The sequence below is a fragment of the Nocardia sp. CA-151230 genome, assembly GCF_050942175.1.
Taxonomy (GTDB): Bacteria; Actinomycetota; Actinomycetes; order Mycobacteriales; family Mycobacteriaceae; genus Nocardia.
Genome location: NZ_CP192061.1, coordinates 6575998 through 6588228 on the forward strand (window position 1 = coordinate 6575998; position 12231 = coordinate 6588228).

Here is a 12231-nt window from a genome sequence, read left to right on the forward strand (position 1 = left end):
GCATGTGGGGTTACTGCAGGAGGTATTCCCTCAGATCACGGGGCTGGGGTCTACACATGATGGCTGCGTCCGTTGGGGACAATGCGGATCCGTAGTGAAGCCGGGGATCGACCTTCCGGCAGGCGGCAGTGTGGTGAGGATGGGCGAGCCCCGAGTCGAGGCGAGAGTTGGAGATGGTCCGTGCTGCCCCCTTCGATCGGGTCACCGCCTGGCGGTGGCACGTGCAGGTCGCGCTGACAGTGCCGGGAATGCCGGTTCGCGCGTCCCGGGATCCGAGATACCCAGTGAGCTAGCGGTGGCCCGGGGATGGTTGCGGCGGTCACGATCGCGTCGGTGGCCGAGATGCCCATGGCACATGCAGGTCACAGTCACACTGGCGGGAATGTCGGTGCGGGCGTACGGGATTCGGGGATAACAAGTGAGCCGGCGGGGGCCGGAGGTGGTTGCGGGCGGTCACGGTCGCCGCGGTAATTGCGGTCCAAATGGTGGCTGTCGGGGCGATGGCCGTACCGAGCGCGACGGTGGCAGGAATATCGCTGTGGGCGTGGGTGGTTCGGGGATCAGCGGGGAGCTTTGCGGTGGGGTTGTCTGTAGAAGGTGATGCGTGCAGTCCGTGGGCCGGGATCGGCGGGAGACGGCTCCCGAACTCGGCGTCAGCCCAAGTCCGGCAGGGCAGGCGACGCAACCACACCTCCCCGTCCCTGCGCACACCAGCAGCACACGAACGGTCCGGGAATCACGCCGCCCGTGAACCCCACCTCCGGCAACTGAAATCGATCGCAGCGGCGACCCACTGCCCCACGTGATGTCGATCGTTCACCCGAGGAATGCCGGTCGGGTCAAGACGTTTCGGAGCAATCCAACCCGTCCGCCCCCGATACGGGGAATCCTTGCCCATAACAACGGTTCTCCACCCCTCGGCACTATCGTTGACCAGCGCGTGGCAGTGATCGCACGCCAAGGTCAGGTTGATCAGATCGGTGGGTCCGCCTGTGGCCCAGTCGGTGATGTGGTGCACCGCGCACATACTCGCGGGTGCGTCGCATCCGGGTCGGGTGCAGCCCTTGTCGCGGGCGATCAACGCCAACCGCTGCGCGGGAGTGGCCAGGCGCTCGCAGCGACCCAGGTACAGCGGCAACCCGTTCGCGTCGAGGACCGCCAACACCGGGCGAGTGCCCTCGGCCATCTTCAACGCCTCGTTGATGCTCACGTGCCCGCCGGAGGCGGTGGTCGCGACCCCGGCCCCACGCTCGAGGTCCGCGACGGACATGGTCAAAATCGCCTGCACCGGCAGACCCCGGTGGGAGCCGAGCTTGGCGGGGTCGACGCCAGGCTGCAGGAGCGCGAACAGTGCGTCGTGGGCGCGCTGCCCTGCATCGCGACGGTCACGACGGGCGGCGGCCTCGAGCACCTTGGAATCGACGATCTTGACCGTGGCGGCAACACTGTCGGCATCGTCGATGTTGCACATGCCCGGGCGTGCGAGCTTGGCGAACACCGCATCCAACAACGCCCGCAACTCAGGAGTGATCCAGCCCTCGATCCACGACATCCCGTCCACCCCGGGACGACCCAGGATCAAGCCGCGGCGACGACGACGGTCGGCGTCGGAGACAACCTTCCCGTCCGGGTCGACACGAGCGAGGATGTCACGGCCGATCCTCGGCAGATCGTCGGGCCACCCGATACGGGAGTGGCCGACCAGGATATCCTCGGCCTCGGCGCGCGTCTCTGTGGGGATGTCGGTGGGCAGGTGGTTCATGACGTCGATGATGTTGCGGACGTGATCACGCGAGATATCGCCTGCCTCATAGGCTTCAGCGGTCTCGGCCAAGGTGGCCGGGTGCAGGTGTCCGGTGGGTTCGAAGAATTCTCCGCACTGGCGGGTGATCTTCACCCGCACCGACGCGTCGTACCTCGACAATCCCAACGTCTGCCGCAGGAACGGCACCACATCCTTGGCCCCACTGCCTTCGGACAGCGAACGGTGGCAGGCTTCGATGATCAGGCGTGAATCCAGCGCCGACAGTTGTCGTTTGCAGGTTTCCAGGCGCTGCATCAATTCCACGACATCAGCGTCGGAGAACCGGTTCAGGTTGCCGTGCAGGACGGAATTCGACAGGGTTTCGACGGCGGCCGCCAATTCGGCGATACCGCACGTGTCGAGTGTTTCCCCCTTCGAATCCATGCACTAATTCTACCGCTTCTACCATCACGGGTTTAGTCGAATTCCATTGTGATACAACAGTTTTCAGACATCAACTCATTTCGGATTCCAGCCCCGTAGGGTATGAGGAATGGAGGAATCCGATGTCGCCCTTGCCATTCGAGCCTCGGAAGCTGCGTCCGGAGTGATCCGGGATCAATTCCGTGGCCCGGTCACCCGCTACGACAAGGAGGATGATGACTTCGCTACCCAGGCTGATCTTGCTGCCGAGCGGACCATTCTCGATATCCTCCGCGCCGCTCGTCCCGGCGATCGGTTTCTCGCCGAGGAGTCCGGCACCACCGGGGACCGCTCGGACCGCACCTGGTTGATCGATCCGCTCTGCGGCACACGGAATTTCGCTGCGGGAACACCGCTTGTCGCGGTGAACATCGCGCTCCGCGCCGGGGATACCGTTACGGCGGCCGCGGTGGCGGATCCCTTCTCCGGGGAGATTTTCTGGACCGACGGGACCACCGCCGTCGTCCGCCGCGACGGCAACGATCACCCGCTGCTCCCTCGATCCGTGAGCCGCCTGGTCGAGATCGACGCCGACAACCCGTCGCCCTACACGGACTGGTTCTCCTCCGGCCGCCTCATGGCCGACGAATCCTTCACTGCCGCCTTCTATCCCCGCGTTCTGTCCACCTCACTGGCCCTGGTCTGGGTGGCGGCCGGCCGTCGCGCCGCCTACATCGTGGACCGCGATCTCCGCGACGACGTCCATTTCACAGCCGGCATCGCCGTGTGCCGGGCAGCCGGTTGCACTGTCACCGGTCTTACCGGGCAACCCCTTCGCACTCCCCCGCACGGACTGGTGGCCGCCGCCGACTCCCTCACCCACGGCCGGTTGCTCGACATCATCACTGCGACCCGCTAGAGCGAGGCATGGTGCACGAGAGCGTCGGCGACCAGCGCCGCACCGGCCAGTAGCAGCAGGATGCGAACCGACCGGGGGCCGAAGCGTTTCAGCCCGCGGACCAATCCGCGATAGAAGCGCCGGGCCCGGGCCGATCCGAGGGTCGAGGTGACCAGAACCAGCAGCGGCGGCAGAAGCGCGATCAGGCAGTATCCGATGATGATCAGCGGCCACATCGGCGGATGCGGATCCCGCGCCGAGATCATGGCCAGTGCCGCCAGGTACGGAACCGCGGTGGGCGCCTGCCCCAGTCCGATGGCGACGCCCACGAAACCCAGCAGCACGGGCCTGCGCCGCGCCTCCAACGCCCACGCGGGCACCGCCGCCCCACCCTCCTTGGACATGCGCAGGCTGCCGAGCACCAGCAGCACCAGGCCGACACCCAACTCGGCCCAGTAGCGAACCGTCGGGGTGATGTCGAAACTGACCAGGTCGGTGAGGAAGCGAAGGCCGAGCACGAACGTGATACCGAATGCGGTTGTGACGGCGAACACTCCGGCGAGGAAGCTCAGCGCACCGGGCAGCGGCGAGCGACGGCTCAACCGACTGTCATAGACCACCGCGGTCGTGACGCCGACCAGCAGCACATCGAGCGAGTCCAGGAAGGCGAAGCCCGCGAGCGCCAGCAGAAAGATCACCATGACCCCACCGAACATACGGGACCCATTCCCTGGCACCCCGTCACGAGCGGCGGCAAGTCACCGCCCCTGCCACAGCTCGCCGCGCGCCGATCATGCCGCCGTCCGATGCCCCCTTCGGCCCGCCTCGGGAAGATCGAAGCGGAGCTCCTCGGCCTGGGCCGGTCGTCGAGGACCGGGTGTGACGGAGGTCAGTTGTCGGGGACCGGCCCGTCGTCGAGGGGCGGGCTGGCGGATTCGAGTTGTTCGGGCAGGAGCGGGGATACCGCGAAGACGGCGGCGGATGCGTCGGCGGGGAGTGCCTCCACGGCGCGAACTCCCGGGTGCGCGGCAAGGGTGCGGAGTTGCGCCAGGGTGCCGTACAAGACGATGGCGACGACGCACGGGCAGTCGGCGCCCAATCGGCTCACCACGAGGTTCTTCACCCGGATGGAGCGGTCGTCGTAGGTGGGCGTCGACTCCATCTGGGCGGCAGCGGATTTCACCGACGCCACGGCCACGGCATCGCCCGCGGGGACACCGATGGAAATGATCGGCGTCGCCACCCGGTCGACGGCCACGTGATAGTCGATCTCCGAGATCCGCAGGCCGCCACCGAATTCCGGGATGCGATCGGCGGTGACGCCCTCGGTGAACGACAGCAACGCCCAGTGCCCGTCGGAGTCGGTGCCCTGCAACGACTTCTGAGCCCGGTCCAGGTAGTGGATCACCGGCTCACCGCTCTCGGGCCCCAGCCGGTCGGTGGAGATGATCGCCGACCGGGGCGGGATCGCCCACCCCAGCACCACGATCAGGATCGCGAAAAGCACTGCGGCCGCAGCGATCCCGGTGCGGCGCGGCGTCAGCGCATCCACTCGAGACCCCGGATCAGTGCGCGCGCAGGACGTCGAGGGCGTGTTCCAGATCGGCGGGGTACTCGCTGGTGATCTCGATCCAGCGGCCGTCGGCGGGATGGTTGAAGCCCAGCTGGCGGGCGTGCAGCCACTGCCGTTCCAGCCCCAGCCGCTCGGCCAGACGTGGGTCCGCGCCGTAGGTGAGGTCGCCGCAGCAGGGATGGCGCACCGCCGAGAAGTGCACGCGAATCTGGTGGGTGCGACCGGTTTCCAGGTGAATGTCGAGCAAGCTCGCCGACTGGAAGGCCTCGACGGTGTCGTAGTGGGTGATCGACGGGCGGCCGTCCGCGGTGACCGCGAACTTCCAGTCGTTGCCGCGCGCGCGGCCGATGGGCGCGTCGATGGTGCCGCTGCTCGGATCCGGATGCCCCTGCACCAGCGCGTGATACCGCTTCTCCACGGTCCGGTACTTGAACGCCCGCTTGAGCTGGGTGTAAGCGTGCTCGGACTGTGCGACCACCATCACACCCGAGGTGCCGACATCGAGCCGGTGCACGATGCCCTGCCGCTCATGGGCGCCCGAGGTCGAGATGCGGTAGCCCATGGCCGCCAGGCCGCCCACCACCGTGGGGCCGGTCCAGCCGACACCCGTGTGCGCCGCCACCCCGACGGGTTTGTCGACGGCCACGATGTCGTCATCGGCGTAGAGGATCTTCATCCCCTCCACCGGGGTCGCCTCCACCGTGAGTTCCCGCTTGGGCTCCGGGAATTCGACCTCCAGCCAGGCCCCGGCGGTCAGCCGGTCCGACTTGCCGGCCGCGATGCCGTCCAGCTGGACCCCGCCGTCCTCGGCCATCGAGGCCACCGCGGTGCGCGACAGCCCGAGCAGGCGTGACAGCCCGGCATCGACTCTCATACCGTCCAGCCCGTCGGGCACCGGCATGCTGCGGGTCTCCCTCATGCTGCCTTCCCCTCCGCGCTCGACGCCGCCTGCTGCCGATGCATGCGGGTGCCGTCGGGTTCGAACCCGAACACCGTCAGCGCCACCAGCAGAATGGCCCCGCACACGATCGACGAATCGGCCACATTGAACACCGGCCACCAGCCGACCGCCACGAAATCCACCACATGACCCTGCAGCGGGCCGGGCGCACGGAACAGACGATCGATGAGATTGCCGAGCGCGCCGCCGAGCACCATGCCCAGGCCGATGGCCCACGGCAGCGAGCGCAGGGTCCGGCCGATGCGGATGACACCGATCACCACGGCCGCGGCGACCAGGGTAAGCAGCCAGGTCATGCCGGTGGCCATGGAGAACGCGGCGCCCGGATTGCGGACCAGGGTCAGGCGCACGCTGTCGCCGATGAGATAGATCGGCTTACCGGGCGTCATGGTCGCGACCACGATGGTCTTGGTCAGCAGATCCAGACCCAGCAGCACCACCGCGATGAGCAGGAGCACAGGCAGACGCAACGGCTGCGCGGGGGAAGTCCCGGCATCGGCCACGGGGCTGATCTCCCCGGGCGATGTGTCTGGTTCCTCTGCGCCGGATTCGCGCGGCCGATCGGTACTCACCCTGACATCATTCCTTATTGATGTCGGGCGCCTCTGAACACCCCGAAACCACGGCACACCCCGAAACCACGGCCCCACAGGATCCCAGCTGTTTTTCAGGAACGCGTCGTAACCTGTTCGACGTGACGGTGTTGTCTTCCTCCCCCAGCTCGGCGAAAGCCACCGCACTCTGTTCCCGCACCCCACGCCCGCCGCGGCGAGGCGCGGGCACGCGCACCGCGCGCTCGGGGGTCCTGCTCCTGGTTCTCGCGGTGACCCTGACCGCCTTCGGCGTCGGCTGCAGCGATCGTACGGAGACCACGGCCGAGGCCGACGGCACCGAACCGGTGGGCATCAACAAAGAGGTCACCATGCCCATCGAGGCCGTGACCGCCACCGTCGTCGAGCCGGGCGCCGAACCCCGCTCGCCGCTGCGCCGCACCCTCGAGGCGGACACCACCCAGCAGGTCACGCTGAGTACCGAACATCACATCGAGCAGCAGATCAATCAGCAGGCGCTGCGCGACATCTCCCCGCCTGCGATGACCATTCCGCTCACCGCGCAGTCCGGCGCCGACGGGGTGGAATTGACCGTCGGCAATGTCACCTCCCCCGACCCGACCCTGGCCAAGGCGCTGCTGCCCGCGGACGGTTCCCACGTCGGCTTCGACGTCAGTGAACTGGGGGCGATCACCGCGCTCAAGCTGGCTCCGAAGCCCGACACCTCGGACGCCGCGCGGGCCGCGCTGGAGCAGGCGTTCTATCAGGCCGTGTACCAGTCCATCGCGTTCCCGCCCGACGCTGTCGGCGTGGGTGCGGTGTGGACGGTGCGGCAACAGGTTTCCGGCAGCGTGCCGCTGGAGCAGGTGACCACCTGCACCCTCACCTCCCGGAACGGCAACCAGCTCACCATCGACCTCAATGTGGTGCAGACGCCGAAGTCCACTGTGTGGCATCTGCCCAACGAGGCGGGCCAGCTGGAGATCGTCGACTACCTCATGCACGGCACCGGCACCATCGCGGTGGATCTCGGTCTGCCGCTACCGGTTTCCGGTTCGGTCGAGGTGGGCGGCAACCAGACCTACCGCGACCCGCGCAGCTCGGTGACGCTGCGGCAGACCCTGCGCACGGAGGTGCAGTGGGGCGCCTGACGCGGCTCGCGCTGCTGGCGGGGGTCCTGGCCTTGGCCGCCACCGCCTGCGGCAGCCACAAGGATTCCGCGCCCGCGCTGCCGGGTCTGGGGCCGGCCGTGCAACCGTCCGGAACACCCGGGGGCGCACCGGTTCTGGACCAGTTCACGCTGCGTTCGGAGCTGCTGGACGTGTCGGTGATGCCCGCGGGATTCACCGCGCTCGACGATCCGCCGCCCGGGAGTTCCGGCGGGGCGGGTGCCAAGACCGATCCGGCGCCGTGCGCGAATGTGCTGGCGGCCATGGCCGTTCAGGCTCCGGGGTCGGCGGCGCAGGCCGCGGCCCAGTTCGGTGGGCCGAATTTCGCCAGTGTGGATATCGATGCCGCGTCGTATGCGAATGGCGGAGCGGCGCAGGCTTTTTCCACCGTCCAGTCCATCCTGCCGGGCTGCACCAAGTATTCCGGTAGGGATGCCGACAATACGAAAGTTGAATTCCGGCTGGGCGGTTTGAATCAGCCGCAGGCCGGTGACGGCTCGACCGCATTCCAGGTGCGCACCACCAGCGACGGGCTCACGCTGTACACCGATGTGAGCATTACGCTGGTCGGTTCGACGGTGGTGCAGATCGCCTACTCGGATGCGAAGGAACCCGATCCGCAGCAGCTCAGCGCCATGACCGCAGCGCAGGTGCGCAAGCTGCAGGGGGCTGCGGGTCCGTAGTCACGGAACTTTCCCCGCATATGCGGCAATTCGGGTGATCATTCGGAAATTCGAGTAATTCTTGTCGGCACCGGGGCATAGGCTCGACGCGTCCGGCAACAACCTCGAACGGAGGTTTTCGATGTCCGATGTCAAACCCATTCCCGAGGGCTACCCGACCGTCTGCCCCTCGCTCGCCTGCAATGGCGCCGCGCAGGCGATCGACTTCTACAAACGTGTTTTCGGCGCCGACGAGCGTTTCCGCATGCCCGGGCCCGACGGCACGGTCGCACACTGCGAAATGCAGTTCGGCTCTTCGGTGATCATGCTCAGCGACCCGGCGCCGTCCATGGGGTTCCTGGATCCCAAGGCGGTCGGCGGCACGCCGGTCAATCTGTACGTCTATGTCGACGATGTCGACGCCGCCCACGCCGCGGCTCTGTCGGGCGGGGCGCAGGAGCTACAGCCGCCCGCCGACCAGTTCTACGGTGACCGCACCTCGGGCATCGAGGATCCGTGGGGTCACCGCTGGACCCTCGCCCGGCATGTCGAGGATGTCGAACCGGAGGAGATGGCCAAGCGTATGGCCGACATGCAGGGCTGAGGCCCGGCACACGGTCCGGTAGCACGGTCTGAAAACGCCTCCGCACCCGTTTCGACGAGGAAACGGGTGCGGATCTCGGTCGCGGGCCGGGCGGCTGTTGCCACTCGGTCACGGTGGCTACTGCCAGCCGGTCACGTTGATCGGGCCGGGGTTCCAGAAACCGTTGTGCAGGTCCGTGGTCACCACTGGCCTGGCGGTCTGCGCGGAACCGTCGATCCGCTCGAGCCGCTGCAGCTCACCCCAATCCATGCGCGGGTCATGGTCCAGGTAGGTCGCCAGGGTGACCGGGCGCAGCAGCATCGAGCTCCAGCCCAGGGCGCCGCCGCCGTCATGGCTCTGCCACAGCGTGGTCATGGCCGCGCCGCCGCGGTCGGGCATGATGCGGTAGTCGGGCACCTCGGCGATCCCGTCGAGGTGATCGAACGGCCGCTGGCACGGGAACTGCAGGCCCACTTCCCAATCCAGCAGTACCGGCTTGTCCCGGCCGACGTAGTCCTCCAGCGTCACCGTCTGCGGGACGCGTGGCGGGGTGAGTGCCACCCACTGCTTGGGATCACTGTCACGGTCCTCGGCCACCACGCGAATCGCGGTGGCCTGCACCGGAACATCGCTCAGCGGCACTCGCAGATTGCGCCAGGTCGGCGCGGGGCCGATGTCGATGGGCATGACCCGGCCCAGGGGTTCGACCGCACCGTCGGCGCCCGGCACCCCGTACTCGATCTCGACCTGCTGGCCGGGGGTCACGACACCGTCCTTGTCGGCCGAACGGATGCGTCCGGCCGCGGTGAGGGCGATGATGCCGGACCGGTCCTGCTGACCGGGCAGCGCGTACCAGCCCGTCGTCATGGTCGAGACCGCATCGGCGCTGCCGTAGCTGCCCAGCACCGGGGTGTTCGCGTCCAGGCCGAAAGGCAGTGGCGCGGTGGTCGTTCCGTCGACCGTGCCGTTGCTGCGGTTGCTGACCGCGCTGGCGACGCTACCGCCGGTGTCGACATCGTCGTCGGGGCGCAGGTCGGTGGACACGCCCTTGGGCGAGAAGCCGACCGCGTCCGCGGTGAAGGTGCCGAGCGCATCGCCGTTGAGCGGCTTCAGCATGCCCTGGTTCGGGTCCGTCTCGACCAGCACGTCGCGGGCCATGCCGCACGGCTTGCCCAGCACCGCATCCACATTCGAGCGCGCCAGCGAGTAGGCGGGGTACTGCGCGACCGCGCCCTTGGCGAGCGAGCCCACCTCGAACAGCACCATGAACGCGGCCGCCACGGTCAGCGGCGGAATCGCCACGAAGCGCCAGCCCAGCTTCGAGATCCGGTGCGGGCCCGGCTGTTCCGGCGCGCGCACATGGAACCAACCGGCCAGGGCGAGCAGCGCCACCGTGAGCGCCAGGAAGATCTTGTCGACCTCGATCCCGGCCAGCACCACCGGCTTGTCGTGCCAGGGCACATTCCAGTTCGAGACGTACCACCAGCCGTTGATGCTGGAGAACGCGACCGCGAGCGCGAACGCGATCACCGCGGCGAACAACGCGCGGTTACGCGGGGAGCGCATCACCCGCGGGCCGACCGCGACCGCGGTCAAAACCGCGATGACTCCGGCCAATCCGGCGTAGATGCCGTTGTGGTGGGTCCACTTGGTGGGGGTGAACATCATCAGCGCGATGACGCCCACACCGGTGCCGAGCACCCGGCGCACCGGGCCCGGCGCGGTGAACGGGATCCGGCCGCCCTTGCGCAGCAACACGAACGCGCAAACCAGCAGGCCGATCCAGAACGCGAACATGCCGAAGCGCCGTGCCAGCGAACCATCGATGGTGGGCATGAAAAGGTATTGGTAGCGAATGTATTCGCCGTCCCAGTGCACATCCGGGCCGACCGCGGTGTGCACCCGGCTCATCTCGAACATCGACGACAGCGGCTGATCGCAGAACATGATCGCCAGCACCACCGCACCGGCCGCCGCCAGCGGAGCGGCCAGGGTCGGGTACGCGCCGGAGCGGACCTTCAGGATGGCGAAGGCGTTCGCGCCGGGGGCTGTCGGCTTGCCGAGCACGGTCGCGCGCTTGTCGAGGATCCGCCATACCGGCCGGATACCGGCCAGCAGCGGCGCGAAACAGATGATGCCGGACGGGCCGACGGTACAGGTGAACGCGCCGATCATGATGGCCACGCCGTAGGGCAGCAGCCGGCCCGTCGCGATGGCACGCTCCACCGAGACCCAGGTGAGCAGGACACCCAGCGCCACCAGCGGTTCCGGGCGCAGGCCGTTGTTGTACGGCAGCCAGACGGCGAGGAAACCCAGCGCGCCGGTCCACACCGCCACACGGTCGCGGCGGATCCGCGCGCCCAGGCGGGGAATCACCTCGCGGCTGAGCACCAGCCAGATCACGATGCCCGCCAGCAGGGCGGGCAGGCGCATCCACACGCTGGCCGGGCTGACCTGCGCCATGTGGCCGATGAGGTCGTAATACGGAGTACCGACCGGGGTTTCGGGGACACCGAAGTAGCCGAAGTAGTTGGCCATGTACCCGGCGTGGATCGAGGCCCGGCCCATGCCGTACTGGTAGCCGTCGTCGGAGGTGGTCGCGCCGATGAAATGCCAGAGGATCAGGGTGACCAGCACCACGGCGTCGACGGGCTTGAAGGTCCACCAATGCTGCGGCAGGAAGCGGCGCGCGCGACGGCCGTCGAGGCGGTCCAGGCGGAACAGCGCGAACAGGGCGACGAGGGTGCCGAGGATGGCGGTCCAGATGGCGATCCGCTTGATCGTGCTCGGCGTCGAGGTGAAGCGGCTGTCCACCTGCGCGCTGACCTTGGCGCCGTCGGAGACGGTCAGGTCGCTGAAGATGCCGACCAGCTGCGGCCGGTAGTCACCGTTCAGGGTGACCGGAGCGGTGGTGGATCCGCTCAGGGTCGCGGTGGTGGAGGCGAAATCCGAGTGGACGGTGAGCGCGCAACCCGCGCCGAGTTCGTCGACGGGCACGCTCACCAGCGTCTTGTGATGCAGGATCGCTTCCAGTTTGCCCGGCGCGGTCACACCATCGGTGGTGGACGCCGCCGTGACGCGGGCCACGAAGCCGTACTTCTCGAGGTCCGGCGCACCATTGGGTGCGGTGGCGGCGAGCGTGCCGCCCTTCGAACCCAGCTGCGTCACAGCCGAACAGGGAATGGTGGCGTCGAAGTTCAACGGCGCGTAGGTCACCAGCGGAGCCTCGATGCTCTGCGCTGAATTCCCCTGCGGCCAAGTCAAAGTCGTGTGGTCCACCCGGACCGGCAGGAACGGCACCGCCAGCGCCGCCAGCACCGCGATCACACCGGCGATCAGAGCGGTCGGCCGCGCCCAGCCCCCTCGAATCCTTCTCTCGGGTTCAGCACCAGCACTCCCGGCGGCATCCTGCCCCGCCTTCTCCAACACGTCGGTCACGACCGCCGATCCTAAGCGGAACTCATCTTCCCCCGCTCCCCCCTCTCCACGATCAACCCCCCAAACCCCCGGTACACCGCCCCACCCGGTCGAATATCCATGCTTCCGCACCATTTACTGTGTGCCACCTCACATTTCCTGGCCCGATCCAGACCGCGCGACCACCCCGTCGTCAGGCCCAGCACGGCCTCCTACCCGGCTACCCCCGGATCCTCGCCAAGCCCTGCCT

Annotated in this window: 10 protein-coding genes; 4 read left to right on the forward strand and 6 right to left on the reverse strand. The window is 67.9% G+C overall.

Annotation, left to right across the window (positions count from 1 at the left end; translation table 11 throughout):
• Positions 1–736: 736 nt before the first annotated feature.
• Positions 737–2188, reverse strand: a complete 1452-nt coding sequence (locus ACQP1O_RS31025) for a DUF222 domain-containing protein (protein WP_433561947.1) — start codon at positions 2186–2188, stop codon at positions 737–739.
• 109 nt (positions 2189–2297) lie between these two features.
• Between ACQP1O_RS31025 and ACQP1O_RS31030 the strand changes: the two genes are divergently transcribed.
• Positions 2298–3086: an inositol monophosphatase family protein gene (locus ACQP1O_RS31030; protein ID WP_433561948.1), complete on the forward strand. Its 789-nt coding sequence runs from the start codon at positions 2298–2300 to the stop codon at positions 3084–3086.
• On the opposite strand, the gene ACQP1O_RS31035 is transcribed toward ACQP1O_RS31030, so the two are convergent.
• The 4 genes from ACQP1O_RS31035 to lspA all read right to left on the reverse strand — a co-directional run bounded on the left by ACQP1O_RS31035 (position 3083) and on the right by lspA (position 6171).
• Positions 3083–3766: a GAP family protein gene (locus ACQP1O_RS31035; protein ID WP_433561949.1), complete on the reverse strand. Its 684-nt coding sequence runs from the start codon at positions 3764–3766 to the stop codon at positions 3083–3085. The two genes, ACQP1O_RS31030 and ACQP1O_RS31035, sit on opposite strands and share 4 nt — an antisense overlap.
• 188 nt (positions 3767–3954) lie before the next feature.
• A complete protein-coding gene (locus tag ACQP1O_RS31040) occupies positions 3955–4617 on the reverse strand; it encodes a hypothetical protein (protein ID WP_433561950.1) in 663 nt (220 codons plus the stop codon).
• A 13-nt stretch (positions 4618–4630) separates the two neighbouring features.
• Positions 4631–5557 (reverse strand): RluA family pseudouridine synthase, encoded by a 927-nt coding sequence (locus tag ACQP1O_RS31045; RefSeq protein ID WP_379388878.1) that lies wholly within the window; start codon positions 5555–5557, stop codon positions 4631–4633.
• The gene (gene lspA, locus ACQP1O_RS31050) at positions 5554–6171 is read right to left on the reverse strand and encodes a signal peptidase II (RefSeq protein WP_433561951.1); all 618 of its coding nucleotides are present in this window, start codon (positions 6169–6171) and stop codon (positions 5554–5556) included. Before lspA ends, ACQP1O_RS31045 begins: the two co-directional genes overlap by 4 nt.
• 122 nt (positions 6172–6293) lie before the next feature.
• Between lspA and ACQP1O_RS31055 the strand changes: the two genes are divergently transcribed.
• The 3 genes from ACQP1O_RS31055 to ACQP1O_RS31065 all read left to right on the forward strand — a co-directional run bounded on the left by ACQP1O_RS31055 (position 6294) and on the right by ACQP1O_RS31065 (position 8585).
• On the forward strand, positions 6294–7301 hold the full coding sequence (locus ACQP1O_RS31055; RefSeq protein ID WP_433561952.1) for a hypothetical protein: 1008 nt from the start codon (positions 6294–6296) through the stop codon (positions 7299–7301).
• Entirely contained in the window at positions 7289–8002 is a 714-nt protein-coding gene (locus tag ACQP1O_RS31060; RefSeq protein ID WP_433561953.1) for a hypothetical protein, read from the forward strand. Before ACQP1O_RS31055 ends, ACQP1O_RS31060 begins: the two co-directional genes overlap by 13 nt.
• 121 nt (positions 8003–8123) lie before the next feature.
• Positions 8124–8585 carry a VOC family protein gene (locus ACQP1O_RS31065; RefSeq protein ID WP_433561954.1) on the forward strand — a complete coding sequence of 154 codons (462 nt, stop codon included), beginning with the start codon at positions 8124–8126 and terminating at the stop codon, positions 8583–8585.
• A gap of 117 nt (positions 8586–8702) precedes the next feature.
• On the opposite strand, the gene ACQP1O_RS31070 is transcribed toward ACQP1O_RS31065, so the two are convergent.
• Complete coding sequence (locus ACQP1O_RS31070) at positions 8703–12002, reverse strand: arabinosyltransferase domain-containing protein (RefSeq protein WP_433561955.1); 3300 nt, start codon at positions 12000–12002, stop codon at positions 8703–8705.
• Positions 12003–12231 lie beyond the last annotated feature (229 nt).

Bases quoted from the DNA above. Each gene is read 5' to 3' on its own strand.
- ACQP1O_RS31035 (WP_433561949.1), bottom strand. From the start codon at position 3,766: ATGGTGATCTTTCTGCTGGCGCTCGCGGGCTTCGCCTTCCTGGACTCG.
- ACQP1O_RS31065 (WP_433561954.1), top strand. From the start codon at position 8,124: ATGTCCGATGTCAAACCCATTCCCGAGGGCTACCCGACCGTCTGCCCC.
- ACQP1O_RS31025 (WP_433561947.1), bottom strand. From the start codon at position 2,188: ATGGATTCGAAGGGGGAAACACTCGACACGTGCGGTATCGCCGAATTG.
- ACQP1O_RS31045 (WP_379388878.1), bottom strand. From the start codon at position 5,557: ATGAGGGAGACCCGCAGCATGCCGGTGCCCGACGGGCTGGACGGTATG.
- ACQP1O_RS31030 (WP_433561948.1), top strand. From the start codon at position 2,298: ATGGAGGAATCCGATGTCGCCCTTGCCATTCGAGCCTCGGAAGCTGCG.